Here is a 20971-nt window from a genome sequence, read left to right on the forward strand (position 1 = left end):
AATCCCACGGGCAATTCCGTGAGCCAGTTATCCGACGTAGAACAGAGGAAGGGAGAAACCCTTGCCGAAAAGGCCATCCATGGTGAATCGGGAACGCTCCGGTTCCCGTTAATGCCTAATAATTATCGTAATATAAACAACCGTGAATCAGTATAGGCCGCAATTTTTGATGATTCAACCGAAAATTGTTAGCGTGCTAATTACCGGCGGTTAACAAGTCTTTAGTGGGACTTGTCGTGGGCGACATTGGCATGGGGAAATCAGGTCTCAGCGCAATCTGCATGAGACTGCATTTTGTAACCTAACGCCGCCAGAACAACGGTAGAGAGCATTACGCTGGTAGTGGTCAGCAGCGGCGTGCTGATGAGCCATGAAACTACCAGACTTGCCAGGAAACATAACCCCAGTTGCAGCGTATTTTGTAGCGCCGCAGCACGTCCCGTGGCTTGAGGGAAAGGGCGTAACGCTTGCGCGACGACGATAGGGTAGATGGCGCCATTAGCAATCGCCATTACGCAGAAAGGAATCAGGATCTCCACCAGTGAGGCATTATTCAGAAGGCCCGCTCCCCAGGTGGCGATAACGCTCAGCGCATACAGCCCTAACAGCCACGGAAGCAATTGGTAGCCCTGCCATTTTTGTAGCGCCGCGCGGCAACCATATCCGCCAATCAGAAAAGCGATGGTTTGCGGAACATAGCTCAGGCCAATCACTGCCGGGCTGTAACCCATCGCGCTGAGAATAAACGGCGACCCTGTTAGCCACGCAAAAAAGCTGGCGGAACAGGCGGCATAAATCAGCACATTACCGCGATAGGTTTTAGAGCGTAACAACGTCGCGAAAGTGAGTTTATCCTGTCCCTCGGTACGCGCTTTTACCGATGGTTTTAAGCGCAGCGCCGGCAACATCAGCAACAACGTAATCACGAACAGGGTGGCGAAAATCGCCTGCCATGAGAAATGCGTCAGTATCCAGCTTCCCAGTAAGGGCGCAAGCGCCGGGGATAATCCCACCAGTGGCATGATCGTGGCGAAGATACGGTTAATTTTTTGCGAAGGATAATAATCGGTCACCAGCGCTTGCCAGATTACCGTTGCCGCGCAAACGCCGACGGCCTGCACGAAGCGCAGCGTCAGCAGTGCTGCCGCGCTTTCTACCCACAGCATCCCCAGACTTCCGAGTGCAAAGATAGATAACCCCAGCAGTAAAATCGGTTTACGGCCATAACGATCCGATAGCGGTCCCCAGAGGAGTTGCGCGACGGCAAAGCCAGCTAAAAACAGGCTGAGGCTGGCGCTGACAGCGGCGGCAGGCGTTTGTAAATCCGCCTGTATGGCGGCAAACGCGGGCAGGTACATGTCCGTAGCCAGAAATCCCAGCACGCTAAGGCCGGCTAACCAGACTAAAAAACCTTTTCCAGGTTGCATATTTGTTTCTCTTTCTTATCAGACAGACATTGTCGCAGAGTGTAGGGAGTGAAATTACGGTTGTGAAACGTTAATATTTGTCCAGTGAATTCAAAATTTTTGTAGGCAAATTATGTGGTCGGAATACTCGCTTGAAGTGGTTGACGCCGTGGCGCGCAATGGCAGTTTTAGCGCGGCGGCGCAGGAACTGCACCGTGTGCCTTCAGCAGTCAGTTATACCGTTCGTCAGCTAGAGGAGTGGCTGGCCGTACCGCTTTTTGTACGACGTCACCGTGATGTTGAACTGACGCCTGCTGGCGTCTGGTTTTTAAAAGAAGGGCGTTCTGTTATCAAAAAAATGCAGATCACTCGCCAGCAGTGTCAGCAAATTGCTAATGGCTGGCGTGGGCAGTTAGCTATTGCGGTGGACAATATCGTCAGACCAGAACGTACCCGGCAGATGATCGTCGATTTCTATCGCCATTTTGACGATGTGGAACTGCTGGTTTTTCAGGAGGTGTTTAACGGCGTCTGGGACGCGCTCTCCGACGGGCGTGTCGAACTGGCGATTGGGGCGACGCAGGCGATTCCGGTAGGGGGGCGTTACGCTTTTCGGGATATGGGGACCCTGAGCTGGAGCTGCGTAGTGGCAAGCGATCACCCGCTGGCGTCGATGCCTGGGCCGTTAAGCGATGATACCCTGCGCAACTGGCCGTCGCTGGTCAGGGAAGACACTTCGCGAACCTTACCAAAACGGATTACCTGGCTGCTGGATAACCAAAAAAGGGTCGTCGTACCGGACTGGGAGTCATCGGCAACCTGCCTGTCGGCAGGACTATGCGTGGGAATGGTGCCGACGCATTTTGCCCGCCAGTGGATAGACAGCGGAAAATGGGTGGCGCTGACGTTAGAGAATCCGTTTCCCGATGCGGCCTGTTGCGTGACGTGGCAGCAAAACGAAGCCTCGCCCGCGCTGGCATGGCTGCTGGACTATTTGGGCGATAGCGAAACGTTGAATCGGGAGTGGCTGCGGGAGCCAGAAGAGGCTCCCGACAGCGGGGATTAACGCCGATAGTCGCGGAACGGGCCGTCAGCGACCGAGCGACGCTCAACCAGGCGTGGATGAACTTCAATAGACTGTGACTCTTCACGCTTATTGACGATGCGATCCAATAGCATATTAAATGCGGTTTCACCTAAAGAGTCTTTGGGCTGGTGAATCGTCGTCAGCGCCGGGGTAAAGAAACGGGCGTTACGCACATTGTCATAACCGATCACCGAAACGTCCTGCGGTACGCGAAGCCCCATTTCGTCAGCCGCGCAAAGCGCGCCCATCGCCATAATATCGCCGCCGCAGAAAACGGCGGTAGGGCGATGTGACTGCGATAAAATTTGCTGCATCGCGTGGTAACCGGATTCCGGCTCGAAGTCGCCCTGAACAATCCAGTTGTCCGGCACGTTGATCAGCGCCTCCTCCATGGCTTTCATAAAGCCTGCCAGCCGGCCCGCGCCGGTGTTGCGCTCCAGCGGGCCGGGAATAACGCCGATATCCCGGTGGCCGCGCTCAACCAGATAACGACCCGCCATATAGCCGCCTGCAAAGGCGTTATCAATCACCGTGTCGGTAAAATCGGCCTTCGCCTCACCCCAGTCCATCACCACCATCGGAATATGGCGATACTCTTCCAGCATGGAAAGCAGAGGTTCTGGATACTCAGAACACATCACCAGCAGGCCATCCACGCGCTTTTGCGCCATCATGGACAGGTAGGCGCGCTGTTTTTCCAGGTTATTCCAGGCGTTGCCTAAAATCAGCGTATAGCCTTTCTGGAAACAGTTTTTTTCAACTGCCTCGATAATTTCGGCAAAATAGGCCGCTTCGCTGCTGGTCGCCAGTAAGCCTATCGACTTGGTATGGTTAACCTTCAGGCTACGCGCGACGGCGCTGGGAGAGTAGTGCAGCTCTTTAATTGCCGCCCAGACCGCGTTACGCGTTTCTTCAGCGACAAAACGCGTTTTGTTGATTACGTGTGATACAGTTGTAGTGGAAACGTTTGCTCGTTTCGCTACATCTTTAATTGTTGCCATTACATTTCACTCCAGACCCTCGCTAAGCTCCTGAGAAACGCCAGGTAAACGTTTGCCTACACACACCCTAATCGCAACATCAGGGTTGCGGCACGCCGGAAAAACGACACGGAACGTCAGGAAGGGGTCAATGGCCGTTACGCTAATTCAGTAAGCCTGGAATTTTGTCTGATCTTGAGGAAAAGGGGAAGCGTTAAAAACAGTTATCAATATAAAACATGAGAGATTTTTGTGCGGGAATGTGCAAAAATGCGCTATATCACTTTTTGTGTGGGAATAAAAAGGAGAAAACTTGATGAGTACCGACCTGAAATTTTCGTTGATTACTACGCTGATTGTTCTGGGCGTGATTGTCGCAGGTGGATTAACGGCCGCTCTGCACTGATTTCCTCTCTTCTGAGGGTGGGCGTCTCCTCTATTTTATCCTCTCTAAAACGCAGAAGGCGTACCTTCTGCGTACTCAGACTTATGCGGCGAGATTTTTCGCAACAAATTCCCAGTTAACCAGCGCCCAGAAATGCTCCAGATAGTTTGGACGGGCGTTGCGGTAGTCGATGTAATACGCGTGTTCCCACACATCAACCGTCAGCAACGGCGTCGCATCTGTGGTCAGCGGCGTACCGGCATTTGAGGTAGAAACGATAGCCAGTTTGCCATCAGCGCTTTTTACCAGCCATGTCCATCCGGAACCAAAGTTTTTGATAGCGGCATCGGTGAACTGCGCTTTAAATTCCGCGAAGCTGCCAAAAGATGCCGCAATAGCATCAGCCAGTTTCCCGGTCGGTTCGCCGCCAGCGTTTGGCGCCAGGCAGTTCCAGTAGAAGGTGTGGTTCCACACCTGAGCGGCGTTATTAAAGATACCGCCTTCGGAGGCGCGCACGATCTCTTCCAGCGATTTGCCTTCAAACGCCGTGCCTTTGATCAAATTGTTAAGATTGGTCACGTAAGTCTGATGATGTTTGCCATAGTGATATTCCAGCGTCTCAGCAGAAATATGCGGCGCCAGAGCATCTTTGGCATACGGTAATGCAGGTAATTCGAACGACATTGCTTCTCTCCTTATTATTAATATTGCGCACGCACAATAACCCTGGTGCGCGTAAGGATAGGGTAGCAAATTGAGAGGTGGCGCAAAAGAAGAAGTTATCCTGTCGTTAAACGACAGGATAAAATATTAGCGAATTGTTTTAGGTGTCATCACCCGGCGGGCGCCCACATAATGTCGTTGCCAGTACTCTTCGTTCAGTGAGGTGATCTTAATTTCCTGGCCGCTGCGCGGAGACTGGATAAACTTACCGTTGCCGACATAGACGCCAACGTGATCGGCGGTGCCGCGCCCCTGCGTACGGAAGAACACCAGATCGCCGTTTTTCAACTCGCTACGCTCAATGGGCGCCGCGTCACGCAGGTGATACATCTCATTCGCCGTTCGGGGGATACGGATCTTCACTAAATCTTTATAGGCATAATAAACCAGACCGCTGCAATCAAAACCGGTGCGCGGCGACGCGCCTCCCCAGTGATACGGTTTACCAATCTGATTCATGAGTTTGGACATCGCGGTTTTCGTCGCTTTTTGTACTTTTGCACGATGCGCATCGGCAATAGAGACCGGCAATGTTCTTTTCCCCTTCACGCAGTGCGGCTTACGGCCTTTACGCGTCGTGCATTTTTCCGTTACGTTGAGGGCGGCGATTGTCGTGGGCGCGGTTCTGTTCCGGCGATGCGTCGTATGACGAGATTTTGTGGAGGCGATGGTACGTTTTGGCGTAGAAGCGGAAGAAGAACGGCTGGTTTTTGAGGTTTTTTTTACGTTTTTTTTGCTGGTTTTACTGATCTTTTTGGGCGTTGTGCTTTTCTTTTTATCTGCCGTTTTCGTGACATGAGAAACAGCAGGCGTCGCTTTGGCTTGCCTGGAAGCATGGGCCATTGGCGTAAAAGGGAGAGTAGTAAAAAGTAAAGCACAGAGCGTGATCGAGATTTTGTTTATCCGCGCCACTGAGCAATCCTCTGTTAAAGGCAGGCGATCATGCCTGCGTATGATTTACAAAACCTGATAATTCTAATCTACAAAAGCACAGATTGGTAATTGCTTTTGGTTTCTGAAGCTGTGTTTCGTTAACAGATGTAAAAAAAATAGCAATTAATGCTAAACACGAACGCGTTATCTACAAATCACTGTGCGGTAACCCGCTTAAAAGATATTTTGTATACAACTTATTCCCGCAGACGGTAAAATAATAAGGCATGATGAAAATGTTATTTTCCGTTGCCAGCCTGACCCGTTACAATGACAGGCTTCGGTCGTAAAAGTAGTTTAAGGAAGCGAGACAATGAGCACCACTATCGAAAAAATTCAGCGCCAGATCGCTGAAAACCCGATTCTCCTGTATATGAAAGGTTCACCGAAATTGCCAAGCTGTGGTTTCTCTGCGCAGGCCGTTCAGGCGCTTTCAGCCTGCGGGGAACGTTTTGCCTATGTTGATATCCTGCAAAACCCGGATATTCGTGCTGAATTACCGAAATACGCCAACTGGCCGACATTTCCACAACTGTGGGTGGATGGCGAGCTGGTCGGCGGGTGTGATATTGTGATTGAAATGTATCAGCGTGGCGAGTTGCAGCAGCTTATTAAAGAAACTGCGGCAAAATATAAAACTCAGGAGCCGGACGCAGAGTAATCTGTGAAAGGGGAAAGCGACCTGTAAAGGTCGCTTTTTTTACCGTCATCGTGAGCAAGAGCGGCGTTGTTAGCCTCGTTATTTGTCCGTCGGCAAAGGTAATGGCCAGCCGCCCAGGCGCTTCCAGCGATTGACGATTTCACAAAACAGCACCGCTGTCCGCTCGGTATCATACAAAGCGGAATGGGCCTTTTCGCCGTCAAACTCCATACCTGCCGCCAGGCACGCTTTTGACAACACCGTTTGTCCCAGCGCCAGTCCGCTCAATGCCGCAGTATCAAAGGTGACGAACGGATGAAACGGGTTACGTTTCAGCGAGGCGCGCTCTGCGGCGGCCATCATAAAACTGTGATCAAAAGTGGCGTTATGCGCGACCATAATGGCGCGGCTACAACCACTTTCTTTGATACCTTTACGCACCATTTTGAAAATAGCGTGTAGGGCCTCATATTCACTCACCGCGCCGCGTAGCGGGTTAGAGGGATCGATACCGTTAAACGCGAGCGCTTCCGGCTGTAAGTTGGCTCCAGCGAACGGTTCCACATGGAAATGCAGCGTCATGTCCGGCATCAGCCAGCCTTGTTCATCCATTTTCAGCGTGATGGCGGCGATTTCGAGCAGCGCATCGGTTTTAGCGTTAAATCCTGCAGTTTCAACGTCGATGACGACAGGATAAAAACCACGAAAACGGTCGCACAGACCGGAAAGTTGAGCGTTATCGGACATCTGAGTCTCTTAATACGAAAAAATGCAGCGCGTATTATGGCAAATTTTACGCCGGGATGCAGTAAAACAACGGGCACAGTGACCTGCGCCCGGCAGGGGATCAGTTACCCAGACCGCGGCCTGCGTCTTTAGCTTCAATCAATTCGATTTTATAGCCATCCGGATCTTCAACGAAGGCGATGATGGTCGAACCGCCTTTTACCGGCCCCGCTTCACGGGTCACGTTGCCGCCGTTCTGACGAATACGTTCACAGGCTTCAGCGGCATTGTCAACGCTCAGCGCGATATGCCCGTACGCATTGCCCATGTCGTAGCTCTCAACGCCCCAGTTATAGGTGAGTTCGATGACCGCTTCTTCCGTTTCCGGACCATATCCCACAAAGGCCAGCGAGTATTTGTATTCCGGATTCTCACTGGTACGCAGCAATTTCATGCCCAGAACGTTAGTGTAAAAAGCGATGGAACGCTGCAAATCGCCGACGCGCAGCATAGTATGCAATAAACGCATTTTCGTTGTCCTTAAAATAGTCAAGATATTCAAAGTATAGCGGCGATGTGAGGCCGCTATCAATGAAATTACAGAGTAGGGTAGTCCGTGTAGCCTTCCGCGCCGCCGCCATAAAAACTTTCGGGACGCTGTGGATTGAGTTTCGCTTTACATTGCAGACGCGCCACCAGATCCGGGTTAGCGATGTAATCGCGACCAAACGCCACGGCGTCAATCAGCCCTTTTTCGATCAGATCTTCCGCTTTTTCTGGCGTATAGGCGCCAGCGCCGATGATGGGACCGTGGAAATATGCGCGCACTTTTTCACGGAACGCGTCGCTGTACGGTTCGCCGCCCGCCCAGTCTGGTTCAGACATATGCAGATAAGCAATGCCGCGTTTGCCTAACGCATCAATCAGATAAAGGGCGTCAGCTTCTTCATTCGGGCCGTTATCGACATTCTGGAAAGTGCCGACAGGAGAAAGGCGAATGCCGATACGGTCCGCGCCCCATTCTTTAATGCCAGCATCAACCACCTCCAGCACCAGACGGGCGCGATTCTCTACGCTGCCGCCGTACTGATCGGTACGGTGATTAGAAGACGGTGAGAGGAACTGGTGCAGCAGATAACCGTGCGCGGAGTGCAGCTCGACCAGATCGAAGCCTGCCTCTCGGGCATTGGCGATAGCCTGGCGGAAATCGTTGACGATCCCGGGGATCTCATGAGTATCCAGCGCGCGCGGCGTGGAAGTCTCTACGCGGATGGCCTGGCCGTTTTCATCACGCAAAGAGGTGCGGGTTCCCGCATTGATAGCGGATGGCGCGACGGGCGCTTGTCCGCCTGGTTGCAGGCTGGCGTGTGAAATACGGCCCGTATGCCACAGTTGCACCGCTATATGGCCGCCCTGAGCATGAACTCCCTGAGTGATTTTTTTCCAGGCGGCGATCTGCTCATCGCTGTGTAATCCCGGTGCGCCGGCATAGCCTTTCGCCTGTGCGGAGATTTGTGTGGCTTCGCTGATGATCAATCCGGCGCTGGCGCGTTGACGGTAATATTCCGCCATTAACGGCGTAGGAATGTCGCCCGGTTCAATACTCCGCAAACGCGTCAAAGGCGCCATAAATACGCGATTTGTTGCCGTGATGGCACCCACCTTGAGGGGGGTAAACAGTTTTGCTGATGACATAGTGGCTCCTGATATAAGTAGACCGGTCGTCTTGTAATAAAGGAAATAAAAACGCCTGTTACTGCTCAGGCGTTGCAATAATGGTCTTAACATGCGCCAACGCATTTTCCAGCGGCGCGGCGCTACGGGATATTTTGGCCTGCAAATTGGCGCCCAGCCACAGGGCATAAAGTACCTGCGCCTGTGGCAACGGCTGGCCGGTGAAATGTAAACAGTGGCTATTACGGCCATCCTCCAGCGCGCGTGCAAGCAGTGCCATGATCTCCTGCGCCCCTTTATCCATCGTAGAGCGCATATCCTCCGACAGATCGCAGACCTCCGCTGACAGTTTCACCGTCAGGCAACCGCTGATGGCGCCTTGCTGGCAAAACTGCTTTAACGTTTCCTGATACCAGGCGAGAAGACGATCGCGATGATTACCGGGAGCGGAGGTGAAGTGCGCCGTAAGACGCTGATGATAGCAGGCGTAATGTCGCTCAAGCATGGCGACGCCGAAGGCTTCTTTCGAGCGAAAGTAGTGATAAAACGACCCTTTAGGCACCTGGGCGGTTTTGAGCAACTCGCTAAGCCCCATGCCGGTAAAACCCCGTTGCATACAAAGCTGCTCGCCGGTGGCCAGCAGATGTTCGCGGGTATCGTGTTCGGTTTGCTTATTCATAGCAGGCAGTATAGTAGACCAGTCGGTCTACTGCAAGCAGAGTTGCCATAATGTCAGTTAGCGTCTTCAATAGTCATAAGCGTCAAACGTTGAGGAGGGGATGTGGCCGAGCAGTTGGAGTTTTTTCCTGTAGCAAGCCCATGTCGCGGTATCTGCCAGTCTGATGAGCGTGGCTTTTGTCGGGGTTGTATGCGCAGCCGCGACGAACGGTTTAACTGGCAAAAAATGAGCGATGCTGAGAAACAAAATGTACTGCGGCTTTGTCGCCAGCGTTACTTGCGTAAAATACGCGCAAATAAGCCTCTCCCATCGGAAGATCCTCAACAACCTTCACTCTTTTAAACGCGGAATTGCGTATACTCAACCTCATTATTCTCTATGAGGAATCTGTTATGGTTCAGCGTGTCACCATCGCTCCACAAGGCCCGGAGTTTTCGCGTTTTGTCATGGGTTACTGGCGTTTGATGGACTGGAATATGTCCGCGCGTCAGTTAGTGAGTTTTATCGAAGAGCATCTGGATTTGGGCGTCACTACCGTTGATCATGCGGACATTTATGGCGGATATCAGTGCGAAGCGGCGTTTGGCGAGGCGCTAACGCTGGCGCCGCATTTGCGGGAAAAACTGCAAATCGTTACCAAATGCGGTATTGCGACCACCGCCAGAGCGGAAAATAGGCTCGGTCATTATATTACCGATCGCCGCCATATTATTCTGAGCGCCGAACAGTCATTAAAAAATCTGGCGACAGATTATCTGGATATGTTGTTAATTCACCGTCCCGATCCGTTAATGGATGCGGATGACGTCGCCGAGGCGTTTCAACATCTGCACCAAAGCGGCAAAGTGCGCCATTTTGGCGTTTCTAATTTTACGCCAGCGCAATTTACGTTGCTGCAATCGCGCCTGCCGTTCACCCTGGCGACCAACCAGGTGGAGATCTCGCCGGTTCACCAGCCTTTGTTGCTGGACGGCACATTAGATCAATTACAGCAACTGCGTATTCGTCCGATGGCCTGGTCATGTCTTGGCGGCGGTCGGCTGTTTAATGATGAGGCTTATCAGCCGTTGCGCCAGGAACTTTCCGTTATCGCGCAAGAACTCAACGCCAGTTCTATTGAACAGGTGGTCTATGCCTGGATTTTACGTTTGCCATCGCAGCCGCTGCCGATTATTGGCTCGGGTAAAATCGAACGCGTACGCGCCGCACTAGAAGCGGAAACGCTGTCATTGTCGCGTCAACAGTGGTTCCGAATCCGCAAGGCGGCACTGGGTTATGACGTGCCGTAATCGCCAACTCGTTGACTTTCCGTTCATGTTTTCGCCAGTGGTTTACACTTAACAGGCGACCACATGTAACGGAGGTTTTATGAAGCGATTAAGTTTAGCGATGGTGACGCTGTTGGCCTGTGCGGGTGCGCAGGCCGCCAGCGAGAAAGTAGAGATGAATCTGGTGACGGCGCAAGGCGTAGGACAGTCTATCGGCACCGTCGTCATCGATGAAACCGAAGGCGGCTTAAAATTTACCCCACACCTTAAAGCGTTACCGCCGGGCGAGCATGGTTTTCACATTCATGCCAAAGATAGCTGCCAGCCCGCGATTAAAGACGGCAAAGCGGTTGCCGCAGAAGCCGCTGGTGGTCATCTGGACCCACAAAATACCGGCAAGCATGAAGGACCGGAAGGCCAGGGGCATCTGGGCGATCTCCCGGTGTTAGTCGTTAATAATGATGGTATCGCCACCGAACCGGTTACTGCGCCGCGTCTGAAGTCTCTTGATGAAGTGAAAGATAAAGCGCTCATGATCCATGTGGGCGGCGATAACATGTCCGATCAGCCGAAACCGCTCGGCGGCGGCGGAACGCGTTACGCCTGCGGCGTCATCAAATAACCCGGAGACAGCGTTCCCTGCGCTGGAGCCTGTTCCAACTGCGACAGCGAACAGTGTAAACGCCAGATAATCGCCGCCAGCTCATGCGCGGCGGGTTGATGATGATGTGCGAGCGTGTCGCAGATACGCTGTAGTTCCTGTAGCGTGACGGCAAGCGGGCGTTGCTGCACGCCGCGCTCGCTCATCACATCGCGCAGCAGGGATATACAAATATCCCGCACCCGGGAAAGCGGATCGGAACGCGACTCCCAGGCGCGCAGCTGCCACACCACATGCGAGCAGTTCAGCAGTACCACTCCCCAACGTAATAACCACCGGCGCGCCAGCGCATCCTGGCTATTGCTGAGCTGACTGACGTGATGATAGGTCAGCGATTCAAACTCGCTTTCGCTATGGGAAGGGTGACGGCTAAGCTGATCGACGAAATCCCGGCGTAGCGCGCGGATATGGCGGCGGCTTTTTACGGCATCGGAACCGGGGCGCAAAATCGCAAACGCCAGCCAGGAAATCGCGACGCCGACGATCTTGGCGGTATTATCGTTAAGGAAGTCGGCGAAGTCGTACACCGGCGGGTTGGTCACGGCGATGAATGAGCCCATAAAAACGATAAGCTGCCCCCACAGTCCCGCCAGCTTAGGCATCTGCAGTTTAAGCAGTTGCATCGTGACGAACAGCGGAAAAAGGAAAAGTAAGAATTGCCACAGATCGGTGATTTGCACCATCAGGCCAAATTTCACCACGAAGCTGAATAAGGACAGCAGCACTAAAGTACGCATCAATAAGGTGAGCGACTTAAACGGCGTGGCGACGATGGAGTAGAGAACGCAACTGATCGCCGCCAGGGTTAATGCGCCGGGCCCTGATTCCCATTGCGCGCCAATACTCCAGGCACCAATTACCGTGAGCGTGCAAAAGGTACGTACGCCGCTCCAGATGGCCTCTGCGTTATCCGTATGCCGCGCAAGGCCGGGAGTGCGGCGGATATGGATTTGATCCACCGGCGCGCCGCTTTCGATCAGATATAACTGACGGCTGCTGCGCAGATATAGCTGGCAAAAATAGCGTAATCGCTGCCAGAACGCGAGGTGACGATAATCCTGTTCATCCTGCGGGCGTAGCGGCGCAATAATCCGCGCCACGGTGTAGCTGTCCGCGCGCGGTTTCGCCAGTGCAGCTAAGAGTTGTTCAATGACTTCGCGGCTGTTTTCCGGCGGCGTCGGCCAGTTTAAAAGCATTCTACGCAGACTGGAGATCACGCTGGTTAGCCGTAATTGCTGGTGTAACAATGCATTTAGCAATGCATTCTGGCGGCGAAAACGGTAGTGACTCCAGAAGGCCTGAATACGCAGCAGGTTCATGGTCAGGATTTGCCCAATGACGCCCTCATGCGCGGAGCGGATAGCGTCGGTAGTCTCCGGCTGCCACAGTAGACTGGCATGTTCCAGCAAGCGCGCATGCATGTTTTTCAACGCGGTGAGCAGGGCAGTGCCATCCGATGTGCTGGGCAGGATCATCATCATCATGCCGCCACAGAGGATGCCGACGATAACTTCACATACGCGCGTTTGGGCGATATCCCACAACTGCGTGATTTCTACAATATTAACCATCGGGAACGCGATGATCGCCGCCGTGTAGCCGGACAACTGGAAAGCATAAGCGGCGTTATTGGTAAAATGCGCGCAGGCCCAGGTACAAAAACCGATCCAGGCGGCCATGCTAAACAAGAACAACCAGGGTTCATTCAGCGTATGGCCGGCAATAATCAGCGCGGCGGTCGCGCCGAGTAAACTCCCGGCAATACGCCCCAGACTTTTACTGATTACGCCGCCTACGGTCGGAAAGCTCACCACTGCGGCCGAAGTCATCGCCCAGTAGGGCTCATCCAGATTGAGATAATAAGCGAATGTCAGCGCGAGACACATAGCAATGGTATTGCGCAACGCGTAACGCCACTGGCCGGAGGTCGCTTTAAACCAGGGCGTATTTCGCAGTGCCGGCAGGGAGAGTTTCATTACCGCTGTCCAATGGCTACGCTGCAGGTAGTGCCGGAGACGAGCGTGATATCCTGCGGCAAAGCGTCAAATTCGATACGTACCGGTACGCGTTGTGCCAGACGTACCCACGGTACGTTGGGTTTGATATCGGGCACTAAACCGGAGTCGCTTTCCACGCTTTGGTCGTAAATAGCGCGCCCGATGCTGCCAACGTGACCCTGTAACTTAATATTGCCACTATACAGTGTTATTAATGCAGGCTCACCTTCGCGGATATGGCGTAGTTTGGTTTCTTCGAAATATCCCATTACATAAAATGAATGGCTATCTACCAGGGCGAAAAGCGGCTTACCGGTACTGGCATAATCACCGGTACGTGTGGAAAGGTTGGTCACCCAGCCGGATACCGGCGCTTTTACTTCCGTCTGGCTAAGCTGCCACTGCGCCTGTTTTAACGTCGCCAGTGCGACATCTACGCTGGCCTGCATCGCTTTAACATTCAGATTGGCGCTATCCAGATCTTCAGCAGAGATGTAGTTACGCGATAAATGTCGACGTCGATCGGCTTCATTATTCGCTTTTGCCAGATCGGACTGCGCTTTGGCCAACTGCGCCTGCGCGTTAAGTTCTGCAATATGGAAGGGCGTTTTATCAATGACAAAGAGAACGTCCCCGGCGTTGACGAACTGATTATCTTTGATATTGAGTTGGATAATGCTGCCAGAAACCTGCGGCGTTACGCTGACCTGTTCCGCGCGGATTTTACCATCGCGCGTCCACGGTGACTGCATATAGTAATTCCATAACCACCACGCGGCCAGAACGGCGACAACGGCGACAATGAGAGTAGAAAAATATTTTATTGTTTTTAACGACATATTTACCACGCGATCAGTAAAACGAGGCCCAGACATACGCAAAGCGTAAAGAGGGAGAGATCCATTAACAGGGGATGCCAGATTTCATCAGAGTATATCCGGTCACGCAGGAGTCGGTGAATAAACAACCAGATAACGAACCCAAGCGCAAAGGCTTTAAAGAATGGCGGAAAGTAAACAGATGCTCCCAACATGAGATCTTGTAAGGGCAATCCTGTGGCGTTGAGTATACACTTCACAAGCAATGTTCCTTTGCGTCAGACATCGATGCTTTAGTTTTAGCCAAAACTGAAGCTACAGGTGCCAGGTGCGCACTATGTCTGAAAAAATGTCTATTGGTAAGCAAATTTAGCAATACATTTGTTTTGAGAATACAAATACTGCACACTATTCTAAAATCAGCATAATAACTTAGCAAGCTAATTATAAGGAGATGAAATTGGAATCGCCACTAGGTTCTGATCTGGCACGGTTGGTGCGCATTTGGCGTGCTCTGATTGACCATCGCCTCAAGCCTCTGGAATTGACGCAGACACATTGGGTCACGTTGCACAATATTCATCAATTGCCGCCTGACCAGTCGCAGATTCAATTGGCTAAAGCGATAGGCATTGAGCAGCCATCGCTGGTACGCACGTTGGATCAACTTGAAGATAAGGGGCTAATTTCGCGGCAAACCTGCGCCAGCGATCGTCGCGCTAAGCGCATTAAACTGACCGAAAAAGCGGAGCCGCTGATCGCTGAGATGGAAGCGGTCATTCATAAAACGCGCGGTGAAATTTTGGCTGGGATTTCTTCAGAGGAGATTGAGCTTCTGATTAAACTTATCGCCAAACTTGAACACAACATTATGGAATTGCACTCTCACGATTGAGGTGCAGGGGCATACGTGTGGCCATGTGACCACACGTAAAGCCTGGTTTAGCGTGGAGAGACAGTAACCTGGCTGCCATTGCTGGCCAGCACGACACGCTGACCTGCCGAGAAACGCGTATTTCCTTGTTTCTGCACAACCATAATGGTGTTGCCATCGTCTTTACGAATTTCCAGTTCCACACCCTGGGTTTTATTCATTGCGCTCTGGACGCCCTGGCCCGCTACGCCGCCAGCCACCGCGCCTGCCGCGGTCGCCAGTGAACGACCCGTACCGCCGCCGATAGTGTTGCCGAGGAATCCGCCCAACACCGCGCCGCCGATAGCGCCAATCACGTTAGAATCATCACCGCCCTGAATTTGAACCGGACGAACGTTAACGATAGTACCGTACGTTACATTCTGAACTTGTTTAGCCTCGGATGCGGTATAAACATCACCCGAAAGGCTATCATTGTTAACACACCCCGCTAAGGATAACCCCATCAGTGAAACGGCCAGTACACGTTTAATCATTTACCCATCTCCTGTTCTTCACGAAACGCTATTTCAGCATCCCTATAGCTAAATTATATGGCATTTATGCAGTTAAGGTCATATCTTCTGCCAAAAGAATGTAAAAATCATAATCAGAAGTTAATTAACTAATCTTAAACGAAGTGGGAAGCAAGAAAAGATAGGTCATTGATATCCGTGGACGGCACGGCAAAAAACGTGACGCGGGCATAGCATTGCAAAATACGTTATGCCGAGTGTTAAGGCTTAACCCAGCTTAATAAGGAAGAGGTATGAAATCGGGCCGTTTTATTGGCGTTATGTCCGGAACCAGCCTTGATGGCGTGGATGTTGTACTGGCGGCAATTGATGAAACAATGGTAGCGCAACAGGCAAGTCTCACCTGGCCCATTCCCGTTCATCTGAAAAAAGGCATTCTCGATATTTGCCAGGGACAGCCGCTTACGCTCTCGCAACTCGGCCAGCTGGATACCCAGTTAGGCCGGCTTTTTGCACAGGCGGTTAATGCGCTGTTAGCGCAACAACGTTTGCAGCCGCGGGATATCGTCGCCATTGGTTGTCATGGGCAAACGGTCTGGCATGAGCCGACCGGCGAGGCCCCGCATACGCTGCAAATTGGCGATAATAATCACATCGTCGCCCATACGGGGATTACAGTGGTCGGCGATTTTCGGCGGCGGGATATTGCGCTGGGCGGACAAGGCGCGCCGCTGGTGCCCGCTTTCCATCACGCGCTGTTGGGACATCCGACGGAAAAACGTATGGTCCTGAATATCGGCGGCATCGCCAATTTATCTCTGCTTTTCCCCGGGCAGGCGGTGCGCGGGTACGACACGGGGCCGGGTAATATGTTGATGGATGCGTGGATTTGGCGACAATGCGCGCAGCCCTACGACAAAGACGCGGCATGGGCGAAAGAAGGTCAGGTTATTCTTCCCTTGCTGCAAAAGATGTTGCGCGATCCGTACTTTGCTGCGTCGGCGCCCAAAAGTACAGGACGCGAATATTTCAACTATGGCTGGTTAGAGCGTCATCTTACGGCTTTCCTTGGCGCAGACGCGCGCGATGTACAGGCCACGCTGGCGGAGCTGACGGCGGTCTCCATCGCCCAACAGGTGCTGCTCAATGGCGGCTGCGAGCGGCTGATGGTCTGTGGCGGCGGAAGCCGGAATCCGTTAGTGATGGCCCGTCTGGCGGCGCTGTTGCCCGGTATCGAGGTTTCGACCACCGATAAGGCGGGGATTAGCGGCGATGATATGGAAGCGCTGGCCTTTGCATGGCTTGCCTGGCGAACGCTCGCGGGCCTGCCGGGAAATTTACCTTCCGTGACGGGGGCTACAGAAGCCAGTGTTTTAGGCGCTATTTACCCGGCTAACCCAATAACTCAGAGTTAACTGAATTTTTCCCGGACTCTATATCGGTAAACTGGCAAGGTCAGGAAGGGGCGTTTGCCCTTCCAGAAGCAGGAGAGCTTTCGGGATATGCCTATGAAAAAGATCGCAATAATGTGTTTACCTGTGCTGCTGACCGGCTGTAGCGTTTATCAACAATTTGTTGAACGTATGCAAACGGATACGCTGGAATACCAGTGTGATGAGAAGCCGCTTACCGTTAAAGTCAATAACCCGCGTGAAGAGGTCAGTTTTGTTTATGACAATAAGCTGCTGACCCTGAAGCAAGGAATCTCGGCCTCGGGCGCGCGTTATACCGACGGGATTTATGTTTTCTGGTCGCAAGGCGAGAGCGCCACGGTCTATAAACGAGACAGAATTGTGCTTAATAACTGTCAGTTACAAAATCCGAAGCGTTGAGATTTTCAGTATGGGGGCGCACAATAGCGCCACCCACTGATTATTTCTGATCAACGCCATGTCTGATAACGACCAATTGCAGCAGATCGCGCATCTGCGCCGTGAATACACGAAAGGCGGCTTGCGTCGCCGCGATTTACCCGCTGAACCGTTAACCTTATTTGAGCGCTGGCTTGGGCAAGCGTGCGACGCCAGACTGGCCGATCCGACGGCAATGGTCGTGGCGACCGTAGATGACAAGGGGCAACCGTACCAGCGTATTGTATTGCTCAAGCATTATGATGAAAAAGGCCTGGTCTTTTATACCAACCTGGGAAGCCGCAAGGCGCATCAAATTGAGCACAATCCGCGTATCAGCCTGTTATTTCCCTGGCATATGCTTGAACGCCAGGTGATGGTGACAGGCAAAGCCGAGCGTCTCTCCACTCTTGAGGTGGTGAGGTATTTCCACAGCCGTCCGCGCGACAGCCAGATCGGCGCATGGGTCTCTAAACAATCCAGCCGCATTTCCGCGCGCGGTATCCTCGAAAGCAAATTCCTGGAGCTCAAGCAGAAATTTCAACAGGGCGAAGTGCCGTTACCCAGCTTCTGGGGCGGTTTTCGCGTGAGTATCGAACAGATGGAGTTCTGGCAGGGCGGCGAACATCGTCTGCACGATCGCTTTTTGTACCAACGCGACGACGGCGCATGGAAAATCGACCGTCTTGCGCCCTAAAGATGCAAAAATCTTGTTTTAAGCACTGGTGCGGATGAATCCGCCGTTTTATGCTATGTCTCTTTCGCGTCTGGCGAAAAGTCGTGTACCGGCAAAGGTGCAGTCGTTTTATACATGGAGATTTTGATGGCAAGCAGTAACTTGATTAAACAATTGCAAGAGCGGGGGCTGGTAGCCCAGGTGACGGACGAAGACGCGTTGGCAGAGCGACTGGCGCAAGGCCCGATCGCGCTCTATTGCGGCTTCGATCCTACCGCTGACAGCTTGCATTTGGGGCATCTGGTTCCATTGTTATGCCTGAAACGCTTCCAGCAGGCAGGGCACAAACCTGTTGCGCTGGTAGGCGGCGCGACCGGTCTGATTGGCGACCCGAGCTTCAAAGCCGCCGAGCGTAAACTGAACACTGAAGAGACCGTTCAGGAGTGGGTGGCGAAAATTCGTAAACAGGTTGCCCCATTCCTGGACTTTGATTGCGGCGAAAACTCCGCCATCGCGGCCAATAACTATGACTGGTTCGGCAGCATGAATGTGCTGACTTTCCTGCGCGATATCGGTAAACATTTTTCCGTTAATCAGATGATCAACAAAGAAGCGGTGAAGCAGCGTCTGAACCGTGACGATCAGGGTATCTCTTTCACGGAGTTCTCTTATAACCTGCTACAGGGGTACGACTTCGCTTGTCTGAATAAACTGCACGGCGTTGCCTTACAGATTGGCGGTTCTGACCAGTGGGGGAACATCACTTCCGGTATCGACCTGACCCGTCGTCTGCACCAGAATCAGGTATTTGGTTTGACCGTTCCACTGATCACCAAAGCTGACGGCACGAAATTCGGTAAAACCGAAGGCGGCGCTGTCTGGCTGGATCCGAAGAAAACCAGTCCGTACAAATTCTACCAGTTCTGGATTAACACCGCAGATGCCGATGTTTATCGCTTCCTGAAATTCTTCACTTTTATGGACATTGAAGAGATTAATGCCCTGGAAGAAGAAGATAAAAACAGCGGTAAAGCGCCGCGCGCGCAGTATGTGCTGGCCGAGCAGGTGACGCGCCTGGTTCATGGTGAAGAGGGGCTGGTTGCGGCGAAACGGATCACTGAATGCCTGTTCAGCGGTTCACTGAGCGCGCTGAGCGAAGCTGACTTTGAGCAGTTGGCGCAGGACGGCGTACCGATGGTTGAAATGGAAAAAGGCGCCGACCTGATGCAGGCGTTGGTAGACGCCGAACTCCAGCCGTCGCGTGGTCAGGCGCGTAAGACTATCGCCTCCAACGCTGTCACTATCAATGGTGAGAAACAATCCGATCCTGAATACATCTTTAACGATGAGGACCGTCTGTTTGGCCGCTATACCTTATTACGTCGCGGCAAAAAGAACTATTGTCTGATTTGCTGGAAATAAGGCATTAAGTAACAGGGAGTGAGAAATCACTCCCTTATTTTTGATGTTCAGGTAAAAAAATGAAGAATATCCTCGCTATCCAGTCCCATGTTGTTTTCGGACATGCGGGCAACAGCGCCGCCGAATTTCCCATGCGCCGTCTTGGCGCGAATGTTTGGCCGCTGAATACCGTTCAGTTTTCTAACCACACGCAATATGGTAAATGGACCGGCTGTGTCATGCCGCCCAGCCATCTGACTGAGATTGTCCAGGGGATTGCGGACATTGGCCAGTTAGCGCACTGCGACGCCGTACTTAGCGGTTACCTGGGATCTGCCGAGCAGGGAGAACACATTCTCGGTATTGTGCGCCAGGTTAAAGCAGCAAATCCGCAGGCAAAATATTTCTGCGACCCCGTGATGGGGCATCCGGAAAAGGGCTGTATTGTGGCGCCTGGCGTCGCAGAGTTCCATGTGCGTTATGCGCTACCCGCCAGCGATATGATCGCGCCTAACCTGATTGAACTGGAAATTCTCAGCAAACATAGCGTGAATAATGTGAATGACGCCGTGCAGGCGGCGCGAGAACTGATTGCTCAGGGGCCAGAAATTGTACTGGTAAAACATCTCGCCCGCGCCGGTTACAGTTCAGAACGCTTTGAAATGCTGCTGGTGACAGCGCAGGAAGCCTGGCATATTAGCCGTCCGCTGGTGGATTTCGGTTCACGTCAGCCGGTTGGCGTTGGCGATGTCACCAGTGGTTTATTGCTGGTCAAACTTTTGCAGGACGCGACGTTGCAGCAGGCGCTGGAGCACGTTACGGCGGCAGTCTATGAGATTATGATCGCCACCAAAACGATGCAGGAGTACGAACTGCAGGTCGTGGCGGCCCAGGACAGGATCGCTAACCCTGAACATTACTTCAGCGCAACGCGGCTGTAATTATTGCTGCTAAAAAGAGGCCGGATGGCGGTACAGCGAGCTATCCGGCAACATGACATTAATTCAGTCCTTCCGCTTTAAGCGCTGCCGCAACGGTCGGTCTTTTTGCGACACGCTGCATATAACTTTCAATATGCGTTAACCCGTCCATATTCAGTTTTACGCCATAGGCCCAACGCAATACGGTAAACAGATAAGCGTCTGCAATGGTAAAACGCTGGCCGCAAATCCACTGGTCGTCTGAAAGCGACTCATCCACATACTGCAATTTCTTTTCCAGACCGGCGCGAACGGCGGGTTTAAGTGTTTCCGGCGTGTCAGGGCGGAACAGCGGGGTAAAGCCTTTATGCAGTTCCGTTGCAATATAGTTGAGCCATTCCAGCGTATGATAGCGAGCAAGGCTACTTACCGGCGCCAGAAGCTGGCGGTCGGGAACGCTGTCTGCGAGGTACTGCATAATGGCGACGCCTTCAGTCAACAGTGTGCCGTCATCCAGCAGCAGAGCCGGAACCTGTCCTTTAGGGTTGACTGCCAGGTAATCATCACCATTTTCCAGGCGTTTTTTTGCGAGATCGACGCCATCAAGCGTAAAGTCTTTGCCAATTTCGCGCAGGGTAATGTGGGAAGCAAGAGAGCAGGCACCCGGTTTGTAGAACAGTTTCATCGGTAACTCCTTTTTGCTGAGGTTTAAAGTATGGTAGTGCGGGGACGAGCAAAAAAAAAGCCGCTAACGCACA

Annotated in this window: 25 protein-coding genes; 12 read left to right on the top strand and 13 right to left on the bottom strand. The window is 52.5% G+C overall.

The window, feature by feature from the left end:
• Nucleotides 1-260: 260 nt before the first annotated feature.
• Nucleotides 261-1427 carry a purine nucleoside transporter PunC gene (gene punC, locus ACLD4K_RS00675; protein ID WP_183057958.1) on the bottom strand — a complete coding sequence of 389 codons (1167 nt, stop codon included), beginning with the start codon at nucleotides 1425-1427 and terminating at the stop codon, nucleotides 261-263.
• A 112-nt stretch (nucleotides 1428-1539) separates the two neighbouring features.
• On the opposite strand from punC, the gene punR reads away from it, so the two are divergent.
• Entirely contained in the window at nucleotides 1540-2472 is a 933-nt protein-coding gene (gene punR / locus ACLD4K_RS00680) for a DNA-binding transcriptional activator PunR (protein ID WP_000269523.1), read from the top strand.
• On the opposite strand, the gene purR is transcribed toward punR, so the two are convergent.
• The gene (gene purR, locus ACLD4K_RS00685) at nucleotides 2469-3494 is read right to left on the bottom strand and encodes an HTH-type transcriptional repressor PurR (protein WP_000190992.1); all 1026 of its coding nucleotides are present in this window, start codon (nucleotides 3492-3494) and stop codon (nucleotides 2469-2471) included. The genes punR and purR overlap by 4 nt on opposite strands.
• Before the next feature lie 295 nt (nucleotides 3495-3789).
• On the opposite strand from purR, the gene ACLD4K_RS00690 reads away from it, so the two are divergent.
• The gene (locus ACLD4K_RS00690; protein WP_000102277.1) at nucleotides 3790-3879 is read left to right on the top strand and encodes a YnhF family membrane protein; all 90 of its coding nucleotides are present in this window, start codon (nucleotides 3790-3792) and stop codon (nucleotides 3877-3879) included.
• An 81-nt stretch (nucleotides 3880-3960) separates the two neighbouring features.
• Here the strand turns inward: ACLD4K_RS00690 and sodB are convergent, their stop codons facing one another.
• Nucleotides 3961-4542, bottom strand: a complete 582-nt coding sequence (sodB, locus tag ACLD4K_RS00695; RefSeq protein ID WP_000007294.1) for a superoxide dismutase [Fe] — start codon at nucleotides 4540-4542, stop codon at nucleotides 3961-3963.
• 126 nt (nucleotides 4543-4668) lie between these two features.
• Nucleotides 4669-5493 carry a C40 family peptidase gene (locus tag ACLD4K_RS00700; RefSeq protein ID WP_220659768.1) on the bottom strand — a complete coding sequence of 275 codons (825 nt, stop codon included), beginning with the start codon at nucleotides 5491-5493 and terminating at the stop codon, nucleotides 4669-4671.
• A gap of 334 nt (nucleotides 5494-5827) precedes the next feature.
• On the opposite strand from ACLD4K_RS00700, the gene grxD reads away from it, so the two are divergent.
• Entirely contained in the window at nucleotides 5828-6175 is a 348-nt protein-coding gene (gene grxD / locus ACLD4K_RS00705) for a monothiol glutaredoxin 4 (RefSeq protein ID WP_000108176.1), read from the top strand.
• A gap of 78 nt (nucleotides 6176-6253) precedes the next feature.
• Here the strand turns inward: grxD and rnt are convergent, their stop codons facing one another.
• The 4 genes from rnt to ACLD4K_RS00725 all read right to left on the bottom strand — a co-directional run bounded on the left by rnt (nucleotide 6254) and on the right by ACLD4K_RS00725 (nucleotide 9233).
• Nucleotides 6254-6901: a ribonuclease T gene (gene rnt, locus ACLD4K_RS00710; RefSeq protein WP_001282270.1), complete on the bottom strand. Its 648-nt coding sequence runs from the start codon at nucleotides 6899-6901 to the stop codon at nucleotides 6254-6256.
• A 100-nt stretch (nucleotides 6902-7001) separates the two neighbouring features.
• Nucleotides 7002-7409 (bottom strand): lactoylglutathione lyase, encoded by a 408-nt coding sequence (gene gloA, locus ACLD4K_RS00715; RefSeq protein WP_001237787.1) that lies wholly within the window; start codon nucleotides 7407-7409, stop codon nucleotides 7002-7004.
• Between the two features lie 68 nt (nucleotides 7410-7477).
• Complete coding sequence (locus tag ACLD4K_RS00720; protein WP_411011218.1) at nucleotides 7478-8575, bottom strand: alkene reductase; 1098 nt, start codon at nucleotides 8573-8575, stop codon at nucleotides 7478-7480.
• A 58-nt stretch (nucleotides 8576-8633) separates the two neighbouring features.
• On the bottom strand, nucleotides 8634-9233 hold the full coding sequence (locus tag ACLD4K_RS00725) for a TetR/AcrR family transcriptional regulator (RefSeq protein WP_317187105.1): 600 nt from the start codon (nucleotides 9231-9233) through the stop codon (nucleotides 8634-8636).
• 102 nt (nucleotides 9234-9335) lie between these two features.
• Here ACLD4K_RS00725 and ACLD4K_RS00730 point away from each other — a divergent pair, with 102 nt between their 5' ends.
• From ACLD4K_RS00730 to sodC2, 3 genes are all read left to right on the top strand, one after another.
• The gene (locus ACLD4K_RS00730; RefSeq protein WP_001638075.1) at nucleotides 9336-9575 is read left to right on the top strand and encodes a DUF1289 domain-containing protein; all 240 of its coding nucleotides are present in this window, start codon (nucleotides 9336-9338) and stop codon (nucleotides 9573-9575) included.
• A 50-nt stretch (nucleotides 9576-9625) separates the two neighbouring features.
• Entirely contained in the window at nucleotides 9626-10522 is an 897-nt protein-coding gene (locus ACLD4K_RS00735; RefSeq protein ID WP_000250721.1) for an aldo/keto reductase family oxidoreductase, read from the top strand.
• A 79-nt stretch (nucleotides 10523-10601) separates the two neighbouring features.
• Nucleotides 10602-11123 carry a superoxide dismutase [Cu-Zn] SodC2 gene (sodC2, locus tag ACLD4K_RS00740; RefSeq protein ID WP_183073936.1) on the top strand — a complete coding sequence of 174 codons (522 nt, stop codon included), beginning with the start codon at nucleotides 10602-10604 and terminating at the stop codon, nucleotides 11121-11123.
• Here the strand turns inward: sodC2 and ACLD4K_RS00745 are convergent.
• Genes ACLD4K_RS00745 through ACLD4K_RS00755 form a run of 3 tightly spaced genes read right to left on the bottom strand, consistent with a single transcriptional unit; the run spans nucleotide 11099 to nucleotide 14237 of the window.
• The gene (locus ACLD4K_RS00745) at nucleotides 11099-13138 is read right to left on the bottom strand and encodes an FUSC family protein (RefSeq protein ID WP_411011219.1); all 2040 of its coding nucleotides are present in this window, start codon (nucleotides 13136-13138) and stop codon (nucleotides 11099-11101) included. The two genes, sodC2 and ACLD4K_RS00745, sit on opposite strands and share 25 nt — an antisense overlap.
• Nucleotides 13138-13998 carry an HlyD family secretion protein gene (locus ACLD4K_RS00750; protein WP_024798049.1) on the bottom strand — a complete coding sequence of 287 codons (861 nt, stop codon included), beginning with the start codon at nucleotides 13996-13998 and terminating at the stop codon, nucleotides 13138-13140. Before ACLD4K_RS00750 ends, ACLD4K_RS00745 begins: the two co-directional genes overlap by 1 nt.
• Before the next feature lie 2 nt (nucleotides 13999-14000).
• A complete protein-coding gene (locus tag ACLD4K_RS00755; RefSeq protein WP_000649755.1) occupies nucleotides 14001-14237 on the bottom strand; it encodes a DUF1656 domain-containing protein in 237 nt (78 codons plus the stop codon).
• Nucleotides 14238-14431: 194 nt separating this feature from the next.
• Here ACLD4K_RS00755 and slyA point away from each other — a divergent pair, with 194 nt between their 5' ends.
• A complete protein-coding gene (slyA, locus tag ACLD4K_RS00760) occupies nucleotides 14432-14872 on the top strand; it encodes a transcriptional regulator SlyA (protein WP_000764551.1) in 441 nt (146 codons plus the stop codon).
• A 47-nt stretch (nucleotides 14873-14919) separates the two neighbouring features.
• Here the strand turns inward: slyA and slyB are convergent, their stop codons facing one another.
• Nucleotides 14920-15387 carry an outer membrane lipoprotein SlyB gene (slyB, locus tag ACLD4K_RS00765; RefSeq protein WP_000597179.1) on the bottom strand — a complete coding sequence of 156 codons (468 nt, stop codon included), beginning with the start codon at nucleotides 15385-15387 and terminating at the stop codon, nucleotides 14920-14922.
• 272 nt (nucleotides 15388-15659) lie between these two features.
• Here slyB and anmK point away from each other — a divergent pair, with 272 nt between their 5' ends.
• The 5 genes from anmK (at nucleotide 15660) to pdxY (ending at nucleotide 20234) form a co-directional block, all read left to right on the top strand.
• Entirely contained in the window at nucleotides 15660-16781 is a 1122-nt protein-coding gene (gene anmK, locus ACLD4K_RS00770; protein WP_411011220.1) for an anhydro-N-acetylmuramic acid kinase, read from the top strand.
• A gap of 87 nt (nucleotides 16782-16868) precedes the next feature.
• Nucleotides 16869-17198, top strand: coding sequence for a C-type lysozyme inhibitor (gene mliC, locus ACLD4K_RS00775; RefSeq protein ID WP_001132086.1), 330 nt, complete (start codon nucleotides 16869-16871; stop codon nucleotides 17196-17198).
• A gap of 58 nt (nucleotides 17199-17256) precedes the next feature.
• On the top strand, nucleotides 17257-17913 hold the full coding sequence (pdxH, locus tag ACLD4K_RS00780) for a pyridoxamine 5'-phosphate oxidase (protein WP_001282334.1): 657 nt from the start codon (nucleotides 17257-17259) through the stop codon (nucleotides 17911-17913).
• 126 nt (nucleotides 17914-18039) lie between these two features.
• Nucleotides 18040-19314, top strand: coding sequence for a tyrosine--tRNA ligase (gene tyrS, locus ACLD4K_RS00785; RefSeq protein WP_000168626.1), 1275 nt, complete (start codon nucleotides 18040-18042; stop codon nucleotides 19312-19314).
• Between the two features lie 59 nt (nucleotides 19315-19373).
• A complete protein-coding gene (gene pdxY / locus ACLD4K_RS00790; RefSeq protein WP_411011221.1) occupies nucleotides 19374-20234 on the top strand; it encodes a pyridoxal kinase PdxY in 861 nt (286 codons plus the stop codon).
• Nucleotides 20235-20292: 58 nt separating this feature from the next.
• Here pdxY and gstA read toward each other — a convergent pair whose 3' ends face one another.
• Nucleotides 20293-20898 carry a glutathione transferase GstA gene (gene gstA / locus ACLD4K_RS00795; protein WP_000765727.1) on the bottom strand — a complete coding sequence of 202 codons (606 nt, stop codon included), beginning with the start codon at nucleotides 20896-20898 and terminating at the stop codon, nucleotides 20293-20295.
• Nucleotides 20899-20971: the final 73 nt, after the last annotated feature.

It is taken from the genome of Salmonella sp. 741265055_HSA (assembly GCF_046569525.1).
Classification (GTDB): domain Bacteria; phylum Pseudomonadota; class Gammaproteobacteria; order Enterobacterales; family Enterobacteriaceae; genus Salmonella; species Salmonella enterica.